The organism is Peptoniphilus lacydonensis, from assembly GCF_900106515.1.
Lineage (GTDB): Bacteria > Bacillota > Clostridia > Tissierellales > Peptoniphilaceae > Peptoniphilus_A > Peptoniphilus_A lacydonensis.
On sequence record NZ_FNWF01000003.1, the window covers coordinates 814,936 to 832,049 of the forward strand.

Below are 17,114 nucleotides of genomic sequence, written 5' to 3' on the forward strand. Positions count from 1 at the left end.
CCGCCTTTATCCTACTGAAACGGACAAATTGCCGACTTCAATAATAAATTTATTACCTTCTGTAATTTCTATTGGTCTATTGAAAGCTCCATAAACTATAAGATTTCCACCATCTTTAGCATCTTTTATTCCAAAATAAGCAACTTCACCCCATCCATTAGTTGATGTAGGGAATTCAATCCTTTCTGTATTAGTAGATACTGCCCTATCAGACTGTTGTGTTGGTTGTCCAAAGTTAATAGGTTGCCTTGCATATCCGCCGCCCACTACTTCAGCTCCTGTATCTCCATCTGTGGGATTAGTCTTATATAATGCTATAAATAATTGTGTAGGCCTTGCTACTGTTTGACCTCTTAAAAAATAATTTATAGTCGCATCTTCCAAATAGTTACTTGCTTTACTCATTAAATTACCACCTTTCTAGTTATTCTTAGTGATGTAATATTACTTTTCCCAGTATTTTTTATAATGAAAGTTCCGCATGTTTTAACATTGCCTTTGTTTTCTATGCTTATATTTGTTGTTTTACTTCCTGACTTTAAAATTCGATTTAGATCCCTTGAAACTGCAAATGGCTGGCACTCAAATTCTATGGATATAGTTCCTCTTGGTTGCAATTCTAGTTGCTCAATTCCAATAGCACTATAGACTGATGCTTCATAAGCTTTTTCTTTTTCATCATCAAATATTAAAAGACCGCTTCCTGTAAGCCATCCTGCCAAATCCCTTATTTTATATCTAAGCTCTTCAAACTTATCTATATAAAGAACTCCAATAATACCTGTTATATGCCTTTTTTCATATTCTTGGGATTCAAGCTCCAAAGTTCCTGACCTACCTAAAATTGTGAATTCTTTTCTTCGCCTTTCTGGGAGGACTGTCCTATCAACCGACCTAAATCCTATGTTAAATTCTGACGAGTGCCTGCCTTTAAAATTAAAACCTATCATATTGTAGCAAGCCCCCTTCCTCTATTATTTCTTTTTTCTAGCTTATAAAGTTCTTCAGCAATTCTCTTGATGTCATTATCATTCCTTACATTCATTTCTTTAATTATTATTTGTCTTCCTGATCCTTCAGAATTTTCATTAATTACATCTGCAACTATCTTCTTCAAGTCGTCTAAGGCTCCTACAAACTCGGGTCTTTTTTCTCCAACACCTATTACTGATGGGCTCTTAAAAATACCACCCTTGTCATACCATTTAACACTAAAGTGTGGAACTGATGGAGGGTTTAAACTAAATTTACCTGTAACATTAAATTCAGGCAATTTAATTTTTGGGAATGGTAATGTAACATTCAATAAAGACTTCATTCTTTCTACTGCTTTACCGACCAAATCTCTAGCTTGGTTTATAGGCTTTTCTATTGCTTGTTTTACTGCATTCCATGTTGATGTTGTAGCACTTTTTATTCCGTTCCAAACCTCTGTAATTTTGGTTTTTATTGCGTTAAATGTTTCAGTAGCTGTTGATTTAATTCCATTCCAAACCTCCGACAAACTACTCTTTATCCCATTCCAAATTTCAGTAGTCTTTGATTTTGCATCATTCCATACTTCGGTTATTTTTGTTTTCACTGCATTAAATATTTCAGTTGCCTTGGTTTTTAATGATTCCCAAATTGGTAATAATGCAGATTTAATTCCATTCCATATTTCGGTTGTTTTAGATTTAATCCCATTCCATACTTCCGTAATCTTGGCTTTAATAGCATTAAATACTTCTGTAGCTTTGGATTTTAAAGCTTCCCAAATTGGTAGGATTACACCCTTTATTGCGTTCCATGTTGCTACTGCATTAGACTTTATGCCTTCCCATATTCCTTTAAAGAAAGTTACTAGACCATCAAATATTGTCTTTGCTGTCTCTATAAAAACTTGCCATGCAAGTATGATAGGTGTTGAAATTGCAATCCAAGCTACATTAAATACTTCCTTGATTGCTTCCCAAATGAATTCAAAAACTGTGACTAGGCCTCCCCATATTGGCTGCACTCCTGCTATAAAGCTTTGCCATAATTCGCTTAAAGTTGTCGTTATTGTCATCCATGTTGTAGACCATACCTCGCTTACACTAACCCATAAGTTAGAAAGAAATTGAGTTATACCTTGCCAAATGATGCTTGCTGATTCTTTTATGCTATTCCATGTATTAATTAAAAATTCTTTAATTGTGCTCCAGTTTTGTATAATCAAAGGAATTAGAATTGTTGCAACTGCTGTAATTATTGCTACTAATGGATGTGCTTGGATTAACCCTAACAACCCTAAAAATGCTGTTTTAATTACACCAAATACTTTTGCAAGCCCCAGCATTGCTGGAGTTGCCCCTGCTGTAGCTCCGCCCATAGCTGCTAAAGCTCCACTAACTGTGCCTATTACTGTTGCTACTTTCGATATTATTATTAATACTGGACCAATTGCCGCTGCAAAGGCCGCTACTGCAACACCAATTTTTACAAGTACAGGGTCAGCTTCTGCAATTTTATCTGCTAAATTTCCTATGCCATCTACAAGTTTTTCTATATGTGGCATTAATACTGTGCCTATTGTTATTCCAGCATCTGTCAACTTGTTCTTGAACATATCCATCTTGCCACCAAAGGATTCGTATCTTTTTTCTGCTTCTGCTGATAATGCTGTGTTGTCTCTAAAAGCATTGTTTGCTATATCAAAAGCTGATCCTAAAAGATCTCCTGCTCCAGCAAGCCTTGTAAGTGTGTCAGTTTCTCTTAGCCCTGTAATCCCTAGCTCTTTTAAAACTGAATTTACATCTCCACCGCTTGCTTGTATGTCTTTTAATCCTGAAATAAAACTTGTTAGGGCTTCTGTTGGCCTGCTTTTCCAAGCTTCGGCAAATTGATTTGCACTCATGCCTGCTACCTGAGCATACCCTTTAAGCTTATCTCCGCCTGATAGAACTTCTGTGTTAATCTTTTTTAGAGTTGTTGACATAGCACTTCCGCCTGCTTCAGCTTCTATTCCTACTGAAGACATAGCTGCTGCAAGACCCATTATTTCGGCTTCAGTTAATCCTACTTGATTTCCTGTTCCTGCTAATCTAGTTCCCATAGAAACAATATCTTTTTCTGTAGTAGCCATGTTATTTCCTAGGTCTACAACTACTGAACCTAATTTATCAAATTCTGTTTGTGGCATTTGCGTAATGTTTGCAAATTTAGCAAAGGATGTAGCCGCTTCATCTGCAGTTAGGTTTGTGGTTTCTCCTAGGTCAATCATTGTTTTAGTGAACCCTAGTATATTTTCTTTTTCTATTCCAAGTTGCCCTGCTGCTTCTGCTACACCTGCAATTTCTACTGCTGATGCTGGCATCTCTTTAGCCATATCTCTTATACTATTTGACATAGCTTCAAACTCTTGATCAGTCATATCCACCGTTTTTGAGACTCCTACCATGGCTGTATCAAAGTCAGCTGCAAATTTTGTAACAACACCTGCTCCTGCTACTAATGGTGCAGTAATTGTTTTTGTCATTGTGCTTCCAATTTTGCCAGTAGTTTCACCAATTTTCATTGATGCATCTCTAATTCCTAGAAGTGTTTGATTTGTTTTATTAGCTTGTGCTTCTAGTGACTTTAACTGGTTTTCCGTCTTCATTATTTCCCTTGTCAATGCATCATATTGAGCTTGTGAAATATCTCCACGGGCAAGTGCAGCACTCGCTTGTTCCTGTGCTATCTTTAATGTTTCAAGCTTCTTTTTGGTGTTCTCTATGGATTCTGCAAGTACTCTTTGTTTTTGAGTTGCAAGCTCCGCATTCCCTGGATTGAATTTCATTGATGTTCCAATATCTTTTAGTTGTTTTCCTAGGTCTCTTGCACTGGAATTTACACCTTTCAAGGCTTTTTCTAGCTTGGTTGTATCTCCACCAATCTCTATAGTTATGCCTTTTATGTTCCCTGCCATATCCTCACCCCCTTAAAAACTATCAAAATCTTTTTGGCTGGCCTTTCTTACCTTGTCTTTGTCTTCATCTTCTTCAATATAATGGGCATTATTATAGGAGATGCAGTAATCTACCACATCTCCTATTGTCATGCTTTTAAAATCTGATAAGTTTAGCCCTCTTGTAAGGGCTCCTGCCATCAATTCTGAAAAGTCTACTGGTTTTCCTTTTCCGTCTTCGGGATCTTTACTATGTCCTCTAATTTTTTTTTACTAATTAGAGAAGGTAAAATTATTTCCCATAATTCTTTTAAAATATCAATTACTGGAAATTCGTTGAACTGGCTATACCATTTTATTGGCTCATCAATTTCTGGATCTGCCATCTTGGCAAGAGACCAAATAAAATTATTTACATCTACCATTTCTAGGCTGTAAATATTTTCTAATACTTCTCCAATAGTTGATGGCACTATTGCTTCTTGATTTGCCTTAGTATATAAATCATCTAGCCCTTTTAAAGCTTCTGAAACTAATGGCATTATTACAGTTAAAATATCGTATCCAAATTGATTTTTAAAAATATTGGCAAAATAAGCATTAGTTGAAAACTTTACTTCTTTGCCATCAATATTTATTGTTTTAATCATTATGCTTCAGCCCCTGTTTCTGGTGTTACCTTGTAAGGAGTTGTGAAGAATGTATCATATCCTGTTTGTCCTTTTTCTAATCTTGCTTTTACATATCCTGTATCAGCTGCAGGTGCTGTTGTAATGTTAATAGTATCTGTTTGAGGTTCTGTTTTATCTTCTGTAGTTGCACCTTCGATATTTGGTCTTGAAGAAGAGCAGTTATAAAATAAATGTCTTGTTTGTGTAACATCTCCATCAAATTCAAAAGCCATTGCATAATTCTTTGCTTTGCTTGAATTTGATTCAACTACAGCTCCGTTTTTATCTTTCAAATATCCGAGTATTTGGACTTCAAATTCTTCTGGGATCAATGCAATTTCTAATTCACCTTCATATCCATTGTTAGAATATTGATTCCAATAGATCATGTCATCTGCGTAAAATGGATTGCTATCACCTGATGCTTCTAGTGATAATGAAACAGCTCCTGGAACTCTTATTACTTCTCCATAAGTTACTTTTTCTGATGTCGCTTCTGTAATTGGCCATACATATACATTTTTTAGACCAAACTTAACTTTATTTTTTGCCATTATTATTTACCTCCTAAGTAATAGTAAATTACAAAAATATTTTCACTTGGAATATAAACATCTTCAGACTTATCCCAAATTATTTCATTTTCATTTAGTAATTCTTCTATTTCTCTTTCTTTGCGTTCGTTTTTATCTTTGAAATAAAATTCTAAGCTGTAGTTATAGCTTGAATTGTAGACTGTGTTATCTGCTGTAAAATTAGAAGAGCCATCTCCTCTATAAATTAAAAATGGAGGTTTGACTCTTTTATTAAACTTAAAATATGCAATTGGCATATTTAATTTTTTTAGTATATCAAGAGGATTCCTCAATTGCTTTCTTTACCCCCTCTTCATATTTTTTTATGGTTTTCTGTTCAACTGGTTTTATATGAGGAAATGCCCTAGTTCTTCCACCTTGCCATAGTGCATGGCCACGCTCCAATAAGTGAGTAAGCTGACCCTTGGTATTATGAATAATAATTTTATTCCCTTCTTTTTTACCTTTCCATGCTCTTGCATACTTACCACTTTTTTTAGGGCTTGTACTTTTTAATTCCTCAATAGCTTCTTCAGATACTTCTTCTGTAAGCTTTTTTACTTTATCTTTAACATCTTGAGTGTACTCTGTTAGATAATCTCCTATTGCTGATTCCAACTCATCAGCTGATACTTTAGTCGACAATTTTATCACCTAGAACAATCTCTAATAAATTACCTTTTAGGTAAGTTCTTAAAATGTAATATTCTATGCCTTTGTAGATTGCTTTTTCTTCTCCGTCATACTCCATGGCATGAATACTTATCTTTGCCTGTGGTTTAAGACCAATGTTGGCTGCTTGATAAAATTCTTGTGAATAAACATCTAGCCTATTGCATAAGATTTCTCTTTCTGATGTTTCTATGATTGGATTCCCAAATTCATCAATTCCTTTAATATCTTCTTTTATCAAAGTAACTGCATCTTTAAACGTGTCCATCTTTGCCACCTACCATTAGATTCCTCAATCTCCAATAGAGCCTTTCTGGCATAGCCTTATCTTCGCCTTTGGATTCATATCTCCAAGCTACGAGGTCTACTATAAAAAGTAAATGATCTGGATTCTCTACATTTAATTTTATTCCCTGAATCTTCTCCAATTCTTTTAGTGTGCCTTTTATTATGGCTAAGATGTAATCATCTCTGTTATTTATCGTTATCCCTAGCTGATTTTTTACTAGCTTTAATACTTGATCCATCTTCTACCACCTCAATCCATTGGCATTGTACGCAGTAAAGCTTTAATGTTTTCTCAATTTCTTCATATCTTTCTTTTGAACAAGTAAAAACATCACCAGGTTTTCTAGTGATGTTTTCTTTCTTGTCATGAAATTCTTTTAATACTTTTACTTTCATTATGCTGTAGCCACCTTATTAGCTTTGTCTTCTGCAAATTCAATTGTAGTTGTTGGTGCTTTACCATCAATATTTAATACTACAAAGCCTTCTGCTATTGCTGGTGTTCCGTCATATCTTGCAGTGCCTTTAAATACTGTGTCATCTTCAATAAATCTTACATGTTCAGATGCTGCAAGTGTAATTCCTGCTCTTTCTGCTAAAACATATAGATCTGAATAGCCGCCTATAATATCCCCATCTGGAATAAATGGTAAAGTTGCTACTTCTCCATTAATAATTGGCAATGCGTTATTTACTCCTGATACTAGAGCTCCTGCTGCATTAAAAGCTAAAATCTTAGATTGTAGCATTGCATAAGTCTTATCATTCATAGCCCAGAATTTTCTTCCTGTTGAATATTTTGAATCTGCTGCTGATGCTTTAACAATTAGATCTCCATAAAGTTCAGTTGGTGTTTTACCCTCAACTTGTAGAATGTTAGTTGTTGAAAGGTCCTTCCATTCTCTAGCCTTTGCTGGATAGTTTTCTGGTTTTGCTTTTTGTGCAAGTCTAGTTACAATTCCTAATGGCATTTTCTTGCCTGTACCATATAGAATGGCTTTATCTAATGCAAGACCAATAGCTTGGGCTAACATATACATAATTTCATTGTATAGGTCAATATCTGATGCATCTTCAAGTGTAGCATTGCAAATTGGAATGTAGCCGCCTACTTTATAGCCTTCTAGCTCAATTACATTAAACCCAAAGTCTAGTTCATTTAATGTTGCACAGGCTTCTGTCCATACTGCTTCTGGAATTGTTCCTGCAACTGAAACCCTTGCTTGTCCTTTAATTGGTCTAGTCCAAACCATATTTAAAAGCTTTGAATAATTATGGATGTTTTCTCTTAAAATTCCAATTAATGTTGATGGAATTAGAAGCTCTGCTCCTGTAACTGCTCTATTTTGTCCTTTAAGTTCTCTTACTCTTGTTAAGAAATCTTTTACTTCTTCTCTTTCTACAATTGCAGTTGTCTTTTCTCTTGTTAGATTTCCAAACATTTCTCTTTTATTCATTGTTATTTCTTCCTTCCTTTCTTCAGGTGCGTCTACCGCTTCTTCTTTCTTTTCTAGTTCTTCAAGCTCATCATCAATATCTTTGATTTTGCTTTCTAGCTCTTCTTTTTCTTCGTTTAAAGCTGATTTGTCTTTTTCGTATTTTTCAACTTCTTCTTCAACGGCTTTTTCTTCTTCTTCGTTTTCAACTTCTTCAATAGCTTCTGCGATTTCTTTTTCTCTAGTTTCAAGTTCTTCAAAGCTCTTTCTGTTTTCTTCAAGCTGTGCTTCTAGTTCTCTTTTTTTCTTATTTAGTAGTATTTTCCTTAACATTCTTTAACCTGCCTTTCATTCTTTCTTTCCATAGGGATAAACTTCTCTTGTTATGGTCTTCAATTTGTTTTTGCCTTGCTTCCACTTCCGTGCCTTCATATGCAGGGAAAGTACAAACTGAAACTTCATATAAATTTAGATCCTTTAAAATAAAGTGGGCTGAACCATCTTCTCTATAATCAGCTTCTTCTTGGTTTATTGTGAATCCAAAAGAGCACTGTGATACATCTCCCCTCTTAACTCTTTCATAAATATTTAATGCATCAGTATCATAGGGATTGATTTTTATTTCTCCATAAAGTCCTTTGACATCTTCTTTAAGAGTTAATGTGTTTGATGTAGTTCTTGCTAATACTAAGCTTGTATCATGATTGATTAGAGCCCTTATATCTCCATTAATGGAATTTTTAAATGCTCCCCTATCAATGCTTTCAAATATTCCTGGATAAAGCTCAGTTTCTTGATTAAATACTGCAAAATAACCTGCAATAATATATTCTTCTTGATTTGTTTCTTCTCTAATTTCAATCTTGCTATCTAAAGTTTTAAATCTTTTTATCATTCTTCTTCACCTCCAAGCTTTTTTTGATCTCCTATTTTATCTTGCGGTATAAAGTTTTCTAAAATAACTAATTCATCTAGCCCATCTTTAGGACTCATATCAAACATTTCTCTTACTTCATTTCCTGTTACAATTCCTGACCTGTATAAATTACTGTAAACTTGGTAAATTTCTGTTAAGTTGTAAGAGTATAAGCTCTTTACATTGAATTTAAAATAAAGGTCCGGACTATATAAAAGTTTAGTTGTTAGTTCCTGCTCAATAGCTTTTGCAATTACCATTATTCTTGTCTTAATGAAATTGTTATATTCTTGTTGGTTGTATGTTCCAATTCCCAATAAAAAAGCAGGGATCCCTAAAATTCCTGCTACTGTCTTTTTATCAATTTCAATTGTGTCTTTTATGGCTATGTCATTGAGCGTTAATGGCTTTACTTGGACTACATCAATTAAATCTGTTGGAACTATCCAAGGTTCCCCTGCTCTACTGGCACTTACAAACTTATCATATACATTTTTTCTTCCTTCTTCGCTTGCAACCTCATCTGTCAATGCATCTACTTTTACAATTAATGAAGGTAAGATTTTATTGGCCATAAATTCGTTTGTTGTTTTTGCCGCTTGCTTTAAGTTTTGAACAACTTCTTTTAATGTAACTTTGTATGACTCGCCCTTCCATGGTTCGTTTAAATCTGGATTCAATCTGAAATGGAGTATCTCGTCATAATTAAATTTTTTATTGTTGATGGTTATATAATATCCATCTTGGAATGCCGAGAAGATTTTTGTTTTGGAATCTGTTATTGGTATTAGGTCTTCGATTATTCCATCAGTTATTTTTGGATATACAATAGCATTGCCATTTATTAAAAGCTCACGGACTATCCAGGATACCCATAACTGCCTTGTCATATACTTGTATGGATGTATATCTAATTTCTTAGATAAATCATTTTTAATCCTGATGTCACCCTGTTCGCTGTTTCGCATCAAATAAATTGTCATTGATGATATTAGGTCAGCTATTCTTTCAATGGCTATCCTTACTTCCGGATTGTCAATTAGCTTTGTATATCCTTTAGCACAAAGACTGCCACCATCTCCATCTGAAATGAACCATGCTTGAGTTGGTGTTAATGGTTCAGCCCTAGTTTTTCTTTTTTCTTTCTTTTTTTTGCTCATATTGATCACCTCTAATTTTCTAGCCATTTTCTTGCTAATCCTGATTTTTCTAAATTTCCAATTAATCTACATGCTGCAAAAACACTTGCATCAAATAAATCTATCCTTAAATTTGGCATGACCTTTTCATATTGGATCATGTCATCTGTTTTCTCTACTCCGTGAACATTTTCTACGCAGTATTCATAAGCACTTGAATGTAAATAATATAATTTACCGCCTATTGCCTTTTGTTCAATTCGTCTAAAGCCCTTAGACTTATTAATAAAAAGTTGTGGCTCATCAACTATGTTAAATCTTTCTTTTTTCATCATTAGATAAAATTCTTCACCAAATTTCCTGTCAAATCCTATTTGCTTGATTCTAAATCCTTTGTTTCGCATCTGCATAAACCATTTAACTATATCTGCATGATTTGTAATATCTCCATTAGTCATGGTTAAATATCCATCATCAAGCCAACCAAATAATGGTATGTTGTCTTCTTCAGCCTTTAAGTGTGCCCTTGTTACTGGGAAAAATGCGTGAGTAATTATTATATCCACTCCCTTATAGTTCCCATAAAGGGCTGCTGCAGTTAAGTCATGCATCTTTGATAAGTCGGCTCCACCAAACCATTCAATCGGTAGTTTTACAAGCTCTTTATAAGTCCAATTGTATTTGGCATCTGAAGACCTGAATGTATCTAAATTGAAATATGTCTTTGTGCTTGAAGTGTAAACATTCAAATCTTTTGCTAAGAATTCTTTTCTTGTTTGCGGATCATTTAATGCCTGCATGGCATCTGTCATTATATCTTGCGGTCTTATGGTTATTCCATAGTTTGGACTTGCCATCTCATGGATTTTTGGATCTGTAAAATCTACACTGCCATCTTCCTTTTGGTCCGCCTTTGAAATAAATACAAAATATTGGTCATCTTCCAACTCGTATTTATTAGTTTCTGTGTTTTTATTTATAATTTTTTTGCAATATAAAAAGCGGTTATAACAAAAGCTATTCATGTTATGCCCGCCTGTGGTAATTCCTATTATTAATTTGTTTGAGTATGACCTGCTTGCTTTCTTCATCCTGTCATACTTCAAAGAGTTCTTGTACTCATGCAATTCATCTAGTATAAAAATATTCCCAATAAGTGAGTCTCTATCTACTAAAGCTTCAAAATACATGGACCCATCTTTAAACTTCCTGTCTATGGTGTGAGCGTTGTTGTTGTCAATTATATGGAAGTTGTCTTTTTCTCCCATCATATTGATATTTGCAACTATAAAATTAAAAGACTGCAAAGCTTCTTTTAAAATTGAACCCACCATAAAAACCCTTGCTGCTGATTTCCTTTCAAGTAGTGCTAAAGCAAATGCCAAAGCTCCGGCAAATCTAGTTTTACCATTTTTTCTGGGAATCATTATAAATGCTTCCTTGTATTTTCTGAGCTTAGTTCCTTTATGGTAAAATCCAACCAAATTATAGATTATAAACTTTTGCCATGGCTCCAATAGAAAAGGCTCACCATAAAGTGGTGTTCCGTCTAGTCTTTCACCTTCTACATGCTTAAATATATTTTCAATTACTTTTATAATAAATTCGGGATCTTTGACTTTTAATTCATATTTAGGATTCTGTAAATCATCTTTGTATCTTTGGCAGGTCTGCTTTAATTCCTTGCAGGCGATTTTTTCGCCACTCAAAATACTTTCTACATAGTCATTTACTATTTTTTGATTTTCTGTCATTGTAGTTTTTCTAATATGCTATCTAGTGGCGATTCTTTTTCTTCCTGCAATTCTTGATTTAATTTTTTTAGACCTGCTGGTGTTAAGCCTAGTTCTCTTGCATAAGTTATTATGTCAGCTCTCATCTTTTCTATGGATTGATAAAGTGGATTTTTAACTATATTTGTTGAACCATTTTTATTAGTGTGTGAAATTACTACATTCCCACCTGTTTTCTCAAACATAGTTAAGGTTTCTTGATAATCGTATAATAATTTGGCAAATGTATTTATAGTTATTTCAAAACTCTTGTTGTAAGTTCCTACTTGTTTCATCATTCGGTTTATGTCTCTCTTATAGGCTTTTTCATCCTTCTTTTTTTCCACTTCATCACCTCCTCTTATAATCCTAATTTATCTTTCTAGCTTTTTGACCTGTAAATTTTTCCCATCTGGCAATTATTACATCCACATACATTGGATCCAATTCAATAATTCTTGATTTTCTTCCAGTTTGTTCCGCTGCAATAAGTGTTGTGCCACTTCCACCAAATAGATCTAGGACAAGTTCTCCCTTTTTGCTTGAATTTTTTATTTGTTTTGCTATTAAAGTAATTGGCTTCATAGTTGGATGTAAAGGGCTTGCTAAAGGCTTATCCTCTCTCATTATTGTTGTTCCATCTTCAATGATTTCTAACAATTTTTTGGCATACTCTTTTAGCTCATTCTTATTCATTCTCGCTAAATTGGGCACATCATCATAAACTGAAGTGTTTGTAAAATCTGCTATAAAATAATGTGCTGCCCCTTCCTTCCACCCATATAAACAAGGCTCATGCTTCCAATGATAATCAGACCTTCCAAAAGTTATATTGTTTTTTACCCAAACTAAGTTTTGCCTTTCTTCAAGTCCAGCATCCCTTAAAGCTTTAGAAAAAATATATCTGCTTCTATCTGCATGCCAAACATAAAATGCTCCGCCTGGCTTCAATAATTCTTTAATATTGGTAAAAACTTCTTTTAAGAACTTTGAAAACTCGTCTTCTTCCATGCTGTCGTTCTTTATTTTCTCTCTTTTTTTCTTTTTGCCTTCATACTCTACATTATAAGGTGGATCTGTAATGACTAGGTCAATTTCTCCTGGCCTTGCTATTTTATTAATATCTTCTAGCTTAGTGCTATCTCCACACATTAAAATATGGTCACCTAGCTCAAAAATATCTCCTAATTTGCTTGTTGGTTCATCAATTTTCCTTAGCTCTTCTTCAATATTAAAGTCATCTTCCTGAAAATCATCTTTGAAATCTGATTCATCAAATCCAAATAGTGTCATGTCCAGGTTCCCTAGCCCTGCAAGTTCTTCTGCTAATAGTTCTTTGTTCCAAGTAGCTTTTTCTGCAACCTTATTGTCGGCTAATCTATAAGCTCTTACTTCTTCATCTGTTAAGTCATCTATGATTACGCAAGGAACTTCTTTTAAATCTAACTTTTTAGCTGCTTTATACCTCGTATGACCTGCTATTATTTCATTCTTAGAATCAATTGCTATTGGCTGATTGAATCCAAAGTTTTTAATTGAACTTGCTACTGCATCTACTGCAGGTTCGTTGTCTCTTGGGTTATTTATGTATGGAATTATTTCATCAATATTTTTTATTACTTGATCTCTTTTTATCTTCTTCATTTTCTATCCCCCCTTTCAAAAAACTTCATAGAGTTGGATAAGGTTCCCACCCCCCGTTCTCCCAAAAGCTTTAATTCTTTTAATTTTAGAGGGGGCTTCCTTCAATTTTTTTAAATTTTAATTTTTTATTTTTTAAAAATTTTATATTTTATTTTTTCTTGCCATCTCTTACCTATAGATGTTATCTCCTGTGTGCATCTATCATGCATTTTATTATGGCAAGCATTACAAAGACTTATTAAGTTATTGTTATTATAAAATAATTCTGGATACTCATCCGCCGGGTAAATGTGATGAACACATTCTGCATCTTTATTTTTGCCATACCTTCGGCACTCTTGGCACATGAATCCATCACGCTTTTTAATTACCTTTGCTTTTAATTCCCATGTCTTTCTATTGTAGTTATTCATGTATTCCCCCAATACAAAAGACTCCCTAATTGGGAGCCTCTTGTAGTAAGTTATATAAATTATTAAAAGGAGTAAAAGTGAATTTCTCTTTAGTATCTCTGCTAATACTATACCATAGATTTTGTCAAAAATAGTCCAGTCTTTTTCCACTCTTTTATTCTGTCATTAACTTACCATAAAGATATAATGCAAGCTTCTTTGTAGCTGCATGGCTGATATTATAAATGTTTGATTTACTATATCCCATCTCATTGCATATATCCTTCAGATTAATCCTGTGGCTTACTAAGTATAGTTTCTGTATTACCTCGTATTCTGTATTAGTTAATATCTCAAAGGCTTTATCAAGTTCTTCAACTTCCCTTTGGCAATACTTTAGATTCCTCAATAACAAATCCTTCTCGACTATATTATTAATTAATATATCTTCTTGTTTACTTCCTCCGCCCTTAATTGGATCCTTGTCAATAGAAACTGTCTTTACGCTTGTAAGGTTAGATTCAATATATCCAATCCTTGATTTTAAATTAGTAATTGCTTCTTTTCTGTAGTTGTAATTCTTTAACCTACTAATTACTTCTTTTTCCCAATTCATAAGGACCGCCTTCTTTAGATTCAAAATAAACCTGCAAAAATAAATAATGTAACTTCTTGATATTATTCTTCAGCTTATTTAAAACTTCTTCTGCAATTTCAAAGTCATCATCTATCTTTATAATTAGATCCTGGCCAAAGATAAATTGAACTTTCCCAAGTGGTTTATTATCAGTGAAATCATCACTCATTGTTACCTGGTCATCTTCATCTTGCTTGTAATAAATTCTAGCAATTATAGGGAAGCTTGAATTCTTCCAATCAAATTCTAAATCCTTTTTATCGCAGTATTCTTTTATATTTGTGTGTAGTTCTAAGTAATTGTTTTTTAAATCTTCCATCTCTTTACACCTCAATTCCTATTATTTTAAATGCATCTTCTACATTCCTTGCTACTCCATAAAGTATGTTGTATCTTTCTAACTCTTTTCCAAACTCAATTTGTTCTTTACTTAGTCGCCCTTTTACATTCTTGACTTCTATGAAAAACATCTTGCCATCCTCATGCCTGAATCCAAATAAATCTGGAAATCCTTTAGGAAGTCCTGTAGAAACAAATCTGTTACCTTGCTTAAATACTCCTACATTAGCCCTATATACATGGCAATAATAACTTAGTGCAGCCCTTATCTGATCCTGAATAGTTTCCTCCGGGATTGGCTTCCCTGTTAAATCATATCCGCTTTTAATTCCCATGTCTTAAATCCTCCAGTATCCTCTCAAAAGTCTTTGATTTGATTTCTTTCTTCTTCTGCCTGAAAGATGGATAATCCATTTCCACCATTTCGCACATCTCGGCTATCCTATCAAAAGTTCTTGCTACTCCATCTTCGGAAGTGATCTTCTTCTTGAAGCTGTTAGGATTCAAATTAGTTGTAATTATAATTGGCTTCTTTGCCCTATATCTTGCATCTATAACCTCATATAGCTTAGCCTTGTTGTATTCTGTGGATGCTTCCGCTCCTAAGTCATCTAATATTAAAAGTGATACCTGGTTTAAATTTCTATATAAGTTATTAAGTTCGGTGCTTCCAAATGTGGATAGCTCTCTTATTTTCTGTAGAAGTCCATTGCTTGTTATTGCAATTACTGAAATATATTTTTCTAGGAGTGCGTTAGCTATACAAAAGCTTAAATATGATTTACCACTTCCTGGTCTTCCAAAGAATAACAACCCACAATTATTAGCTTTCATTTCCTGAAAATTATCTACATAGTATCTGGCAAATTTAAATAGTTTTTTATTCTCATTGGTGATTATAAAGTTTTCAAAGTTACATGTTTTAAACCTTTCATCAATCAAAGAATTTACTTTCAATCTTTCTAAGCTGCGTTTCTTTTCTTCAGCTTTTTCTTTTGCCTTCGCTCTTTCATATTCTGCTTGTTCCGCTTCGCTCATTGCATTTACTTTGAATGTTTTCCCACCAAAGGAAAATACAATTTCTTTTCTTTCAGAGCTTAATGATGTTGAGGTCTTCGTATCCATCTACTACCTCCTTCTTATTCCAATTATTTAATATTCCTTTTATATAAGCTGTAGTTACCTTGTTGTTATCTGCAGATGTCTCTATTGCTTTTATTAGTTGTTCTTCTCCATATTCCTTTTCTAAGTCTCTTAATTTATAAAAATTATATTTACTACAATTACCACCACATTCTGCAAAGGTCTTTAAATATAATTTATCTTCTGAATTTCTAACATAGTAGTTGTTGTTATCATTGTTTTCATTGTTATCATTGTTGTTAGTTGTTAGCTGATTGTTAGGTCTTTGTTGGTCGTTTGTTAGCTGATTGTTAGAGTCTTTGTTAGGTCTGCTTTCTACACTTTGGTATTTTCTCCAATTTACAATGGTTATAAGTCGGTTTTGCTTTGTTGATTCATTTGTTAGAAAACCTAACTTTTCAAACCTTTTTAATGCGGTTCTAACATTCTGCGTTGTTATTCCTTTTCCGCATTTATCCACTATAGAATTTAAACTAGTAATCATTTGACCAGGCTTAACTGTAAATTTTTGTCCTTTCCATTCCCATTCATTCTCTTCATGGTTAGCCATTAGCAAAAGCGTTATTAAAATAGTCTTTTGTTCTGGAGTTGAGTTTAGCCATATTGGTTTTTTTATTAGTTCTCTATATAGTGTTATCCAGCCTTGTCGCCTTGACATGCCATCACCTGCCTAACATACATATACCGGCACACCTGTTAGTTTTTGTATTGATTCCTTGATGTAGTTTTCTTCAGAGTTACTTTCTGAAAGATGAATTAAATAAATCATTTTTAGCCTTTTTAAATCGCTTTTTAAAATAAAATCAATAGCAGTTTCAAGACTCATGTGTGTTTCTTTTATTCTCTTCCTTAGCTTGGGATTAAGGGATAAATTATTATTAATTTGTCTAGCTGTATAGTTTACTTCCAAAAGCATATAATCAACGCTAAATCTGTATTTGCAATATTTAGTATCTGTTATAAAGGTTAAGCTCTCGCCAGTATTTATATCAGTTATTAAAAATCCCACTGGCTCACTTGCATCATGGATAGCCCCAAATGGTTTAATTAAAAAGCTTCCAATTTTTACATAGCTATAATGTTCTTCATCTTCTTTTTGTAAAATATCAATCCTATAATCTTCAGGATCTAATACATCTTTTGTGCCCTGTGTCATATAAATTCTTGTTCCAAAGTCTAATAGCTTTTTATAATCTCTTGAGTGATCCTTATGCTCATGACTTATAAAGCAAGCATCTATATCTGATAATCTAAAATTTAGCTTTTCCTGAATCTTGATATATGGGATACCACACTCTAATAAAAGTGCGGTATCCTCATTATTAATTTTGTAGCAGTTGCCTTTGCTTCCGCTTGCTATTACTTCAATATTCATCTTTAAAAACCTGACATTCTATTTGAAAAGTAATCCTACGCATAATGTTTTCTACACTTGCCTTAGATACATTTTCATATAGTATGACTGTATAATTTTCATTTTCAGCAACTATTTTATATTTTCCATCGGATGTTTCTTCACAATAAACCATATCTGGATTGGATAAAATTCCTAATGCTCCACTTACTATCATTCTTCACTC

Annotated in this window: 25 protein-coding genes; all 25 read right to left on the reverse strand. The window is 33.5% G+C overall.

The features are described 5' to 3' along the window. Positions 1-6: 6 nt before the first annotated feature. The 25 genes from BQ5450_RS05580 to BQ5450_RS05695 all read right to left on the reverse strand — a co-directional run bounded on the left by BQ5450_RS05580 (position 7) and on the right by BQ5450_RS05695 (position 17,105). Positions 7-405 (reverse strand): phage tail fiber protein, encoded by a 399-nt coding sequence (locus tag BQ5450_RS05580; protein WP_071126229.1) that lies wholly within the window; start codon positions 403-405, stop codon positions 7-9. Next, on the reverse strand, positions 405-950 hold the full coding sequence (locus BQ5450_RS05585; RefSeq protein ID WP_071126230.1) for a distal tail protein Dit: 546 nt from the start codon (positions 948-950) through the stop codon (positions 405-407). The genes BQ5450_RS05580 and BQ5450_RS05585 overlap by 1 nt, the downstream gene beginning before the upstream one ends. Next, a complete protein-coding gene (locus tag BQ5450_RS05590) occupies positions 947-3,931 on the reverse strand; it encodes a phage tail tape measure protein (RefSeq protein ID WP_071126231.1) in 2,985 nt (994 codons plus the stop codon). Before BQ5450_RS05590 ends, BQ5450_RS05585 begins: the two co-directional genes overlap by 4 nt. Before the next feature lie 12 nt (positions 3,932-3,943). Next, positions 3,944-4,111 (reverse strand): hypothetical protein, encoded by a 168-nt coding sequence (locus BQ5450_RS09045; RefSeq protein ID WP_159052469.1) that lies wholly within the window; start codon positions 4,109-4,111, stop codon positions 3,944-3,946. A 14-nt stretch (positions 4,112-4,125) separates the two neighbouring features. After that, positions 4,126-4,560 carry a hypothetical protein gene (locus tag BQ5450_RS05595; RefSeq protein WP_071126232.1) on the reverse strand — a complete coding sequence of 145 codons (435 nt, stop codon included), beginning with the start codon at positions 4,558-4,560 and terminating at the stop codon, positions 4,126-4,128. Continuing rightward, positions 4,560-5,135 carry a major tail protein gene (locus tag BQ5450_RS05600; RefSeq protein ID WP_071126233.1) on the reverse strand — a complete coding sequence of 192 codons (576 nt, stop codon included), beginning with the start codon at positions 5,133-5,135 and terminating at the stop codon, positions 4,560-4,562. The genes BQ5450_RS05595 and BQ5450_RS05600 overlap by 1 nt, the downstream gene beginning before the upstream one ends. A gap of 2 nt (positions 5,136-5,137) precedes the next feature. Further along, entirely contained in the window at positions 5,138-5,449 is a 312-nt protein-coding gene (locus BQ5450_RS05605) for a hypothetical protein (RefSeq protein WP_083379732.1), read from the reverse strand. Beyond that, complete coding sequence (locus tag BQ5450_RS05610) at positions 5,433-5,801, reverse strand: HK97 gp10 family phage protein (protein ID WP_071126234.1); 369 nt, start codon at positions 5,799-5,801, stop codon at positions 5,433-5,435. Before BQ5450_RS05610 ends, BQ5450_RS05605 begins: the two co-directional genes overlap by 17 nt. Beyond that, positions 5,791-6,096 (reverse strand): phage head closure protein, encoded by a 306-nt coding sequence (locus BQ5450_RS05615; RefSeq protein WP_071126235.1) that lies wholly within the window; start codon positions 6,094-6,096, stop codon positions 5,791-5,793. The genes BQ5450_RS05610 and BQ5450_RS05615 overlap by 11 nt, the downstream gene beginning before the upstream one ends. Further along, a complete protein-coding gene (locus BQ5450_RS05620) occupies positions 6,083-6,355 on the reverse strand; it encodes a phage head-tail connector protein (RefSeq protein ID WP_071126236.1) in 273 nt (90 codons plus the stop codon). Before BQ5450_RS05620 ends, BQ5450_RS05615 begins: the two co-directional genes overlap by 14 nt. After that, positions 6,303-6,512, reverse strand: a complete 210-nt coding sequence (locus BQ5450_RS05625; protein ID WP_071126237.1) for a hypothetical protein — start codon at positions 6,510-6,512, stop codon at positions 6,303-6,305. Before BQ5450_RS05625 ends, BQ5450_RS05620 begins: the two co-directional genes overlap by 53 nt. After that, positions 6,512-7,885, reverse strand: coding sequence for a phage major capsid protein (locus tag BQ5450_RS05630; protein WP_071126238.1), 1,374 nt, complete (start codon positions 7,883-7,885; stop codon positions 6,512-6,514). Before BQ5450_RS05630 ends, BQ5450_RS05625 begins: the two co-directional genes overlap by 1 nt. Further along, positions 7,860-8,447 (reverse strand): HK97 family phage prohead protease, encoded by a 588-nt coding sequence (locus BQ5450_RS05635; RefSeq protein WP_071126239.1) that lies wholly within the window; start codon positions 8,445-8,447, stop codon positions 7,860-7,862. Before BQ5450_RS05635 ends, BQ5450_RS05630 begins: the two co-directional genes overlap by 26 nt. Continuing rightward, the gene (locus BQ5450_RS05640; protein ID WP_071126240.1) at positions 8,444-9,628 is read right to left on the reverse strand and encodes a phage portal protein; all 1,185 of its coding nucleotides are present in this window, start codon (positions 9,626-9,628) and stop codon (positions 8,444-8,446) included. Before BQ5450_RS05640 ends, BQ5450_RS05635 begins: the two co-directional genes overlap by 4 nt. Before the next feature lie 11 nt (positions 9,629-9,639). Then, entirely contained in the window at positions 9,640-11,361 is a 1,722-nt protein-coding gene (locus tag BQ5450_RS05645; RefSeq protein WP_071126241.1) for a terminase large subunit, read from the reverse strand. Next, entirely contained in the window at positions 11,358-11,726 is a 369-nt protein-coding gene (locus BQ5450_RS05650; RefSeq protein ID WP_071126242.1) for a P27 family phage terminase small subunit, read from the reverse strand. The genes BQ5450_RS05645 and BQ5450_RS05650 overlap by 4 nt, the downstream gene beginning before the upstream one ends. A 22-nt stretch (positions 11,727-11,748) precedes the next feature. Continuing rightward, positions 11,749-13,023: a DNA modification methylase gene (locus tag BQ5450_RS05655; RefSeq protein WP_071126243.1), complete on the reverse strand. Its 1,275-nt coding sequence runs from the start codon at positions 13,021-13,023 to the stop codon at positions 11,749-11,751. A gap of 125 nt (positions 13,024-13,148) precedes the next feature. Further along, positions 13,149-13,436 carry an HNH endonuclease gene (locus BQ5450_RS05660; protein ID WP_019108114.1) on the reverse strand — a complete coding sequence of 96 codons (288 nt, stop codon included), beginning with the start codon at positions 13,434-13,436 and terminating at the stop codon, positions 13,149-13,151. Positions 13,437-13,590: 154 nt separating this feature from the next. Then, on the reverse strand, positions 13,591-14,031 hold the full coding sequence (locus BQ5450_RS05665) for a DUF1492 domain-containing protein (RefSeq protein WP_071126244.1): 441 nt from the start codon (positions 14,029-14,031) through the stop codon (positions 13,591-13,593). Then, a complete protein-coding gene (locus tag BQ5450_RS05670) occupies positions 14,006-14,371 on the reverse strand; it encodes a hypothetical protein (protein ID WP_019108116.1) in 366 nt (121 codons plus the stop codon). Before BQ5450_RS05670 ends, BQ5450_RS05665 begins: the two co-directional genes overlap by 26 nt. A 4-nt stretch (positions 14,372-14,375) precedes the next feature. Beyond that, positions 14,376-14,726: a VRR-NUC domain-containing protein gene (locus tag BQ5450_RS05675; protein WP_083379734.1), complete on the reverse strand. Its 351-nt coding sequence runs from the start codon at positions 14,724-14,726 to the stop codon at positions 14,376-14,378. Next, entirely contained in the window at positions 14,716-15,516 is an 801-nt protein-coding gene (locus BQ5450_RS05680; RefSeq protein WP_071126245.1) for an ATP-binding protein, read from the reverse strand. The genes BQ5450_RS05675 and BQ5450_RS05680 overlap by 11 nt, the downstream gene beginning before the upstream one ends. After that, positions 15,482-16,192, reverse strand: coding sequence for a DnaD domain protein (locus BQ5450_RS05685; RefSeq protein WP_071126246.1), 711 nt, complete (start codon positions 16,190-16,192; stop codon positions 15,482-15,484). The genes BQ5450_RS05680 and BQ5450_RS05685 overlap by 35 nt, the downstream gene beginning before the upstream one ends. A gap of 12 nt (positions 16,193-16,204) precedes the next feature. Then, entirely contained in the window at positions 16,205-16,909 is a 705-nt protein-coding gene (locus BQ5450_RS05690) for an MBL fold metallo-hydrolase (protein ID WP_071126247.1), read from the reverse strand. Further along, on the reverse strand, positions 16,899-17,105 hold the full coding sequence (locus BQ5450_RS05695; RefSeq protein ID WP_071126248.1) for a hypothetical protein: 207 nt from the start codon (positions 17,103-17,105) through the stop codon (positions 16,899-16,901). Before BQ5450_RS05695 ends, BQ5450_RS05690 begins: the two co-directional genes overlap by 11 nt. Positions 17,106-17,114 lie beyond the last annotated feature (9 nt).

Coding starts and splice junctions, on each gene's coding strand:
- BQ5450_RS05670 (WP_019108116.1), bottom strand. CDS start 14,371: ATGGAAGATTTAAAAAACAATTACTTAGAACTACACACAAATATAAAA.
- BQ5450_RS05595 (WP_071126232.1), bottom strand. CDS start 4,560: ATGATTAAAACAATAAATATTGATGGCAAAGAAGTAAAGTTTTCAACT.
- BQ5450_RS05630 (WP_071126238.1), bottom strand. CDS start 7,885: ATGTTAAGGAAAATACTACTAAATAAGAAAAAAAGAGAACTAGAAGCA.
- BQ5450_RS05580 (WP_071126229.1), bottom strand. CDS start 405: ATGAGTAAAGCAAGTAACTATTTGGAAGATGCGACTATAAATTATTTT.
- BQ5450_RS05625 (WP_071126237.1), bottom strand. CDS start 6,512: ATGAAAGTAAAAGTATTAAAAGAATTTCATGACAAGAAAGAAAACATC.
- BQ5450_RS09045 (WP_159052469.1), bottom strand. CDS start 4,111: ATGGCAGGAGCCCTTACAAGAGGGCTAAACTTATCAGATTTTAAAAGC.
- BQ5450_RS05685 (WP_071126246.1), bottom strand. CDS start 16,192: ATGTCAAGGCGACAAGGCTGGATAACACTATATAGAGAACTAATAAAA.
- BQ5450_RS05620 (WP_071126236.1), bottom strand. CDS start 6,355: ATGGATCAAGTATTAAAGCTAGTAAAAAATCAGCTAGGGATAACGATA.
- BQ5450_RS05635 (WP_071126239.1), bottom strand. CDS start 8,447: ATGATAAAAAGATTTAAAACTTTAGATAGCAAGATTGAAATTAGAGAA.
- BQ5450_RS05585 (WP_071126230.1), bottom strand. CDS start 950: ATGATAGGTTTTAATTTTAAAGGCAGGCACTCGTCAGAATTTAACATA.
- BQ5450_RS05590 (WP_071126231.1), bottom strand. CDS start 3,931: ATGGCAGGGAACATAAAAGGCATAACTATAGAGATTGGTGGAGATACA.
- BQ5450_RS05655 (WP_071126243.1), bottom strand. CDS start 13,023: ATGAAGAAGATAAAAAGAGATCAAGTAATAAAAAATATTGATGAAATA.
- BQ5450_RS05645 (WP_071126241.1), bottom strand. CDS start 11,361: ATGACAGAAAATCAAAAAATAGTAAATGACTATGTAGAAAGTATTTTG.
- BQ5450_RS05695 (WP_071126248.1), bottom strand. CDS start 17,105: ATGATAGTAAGTGGAGCATTAGGAATTTTATCCAATCCAGATATGGTT.
- BQ5450_RS05660 (WP_019108114.1), bottom strand. CDS start 13,436: ATGAATAACTACAATAGAAAGACATGGGAATTAAAAGCAAAGGTAATT.
- BQ5450_RS05675 (WP_083379734.1), bottom strand. CDS start 14,726: ATGGGAATTAAAAGCGGATATGATTTAACAGGGAAGCCAATCCCGGAG.
- BQ5450_RS05665 (WP_071126244.1), bottom strand. CDS start 14,031: ATGAATTGGGAAAAAGAAGTAATTAGTAGGTTAAAGAATTACAACTAC.
- BQ5450_RS05640 (WP_071126240.1), bottom strand. CDS start 9,628: ATGAGCAAAAAAAAGAAAGAAAAAAGAAAAACTAGGGCTGAACCATTA.
- BQ5450_RS05600 (WP_071126233.1), bottom strand. CDS start 5,135: ATGGCAAAAAATAAAGTTAAGTTTGGTCTAAAAAATGTATATGTATGG.
- BQ5450_RS05615 (WP_071126235.1), bottom strand. CDS start 6,096: ATGGACACGTTTAAAGATGCAGTTACTTTGATAAAAGAAGATATTAAA.
- BQ5450_RS05690 (WP_071126247.1), bottom strand. CDS start 16,909: ATGAATATTGAAGTAATAGCAAGCGGAAGCAAAGGCAACTGCTACAAA.
- BQ5450_RS05680 (WP_071126245.1), bottom strand. CDS start 15,516: ATGGATACGAAGACCTCAACATCATTAAGCTCTGAAAGAAAAGAAATT.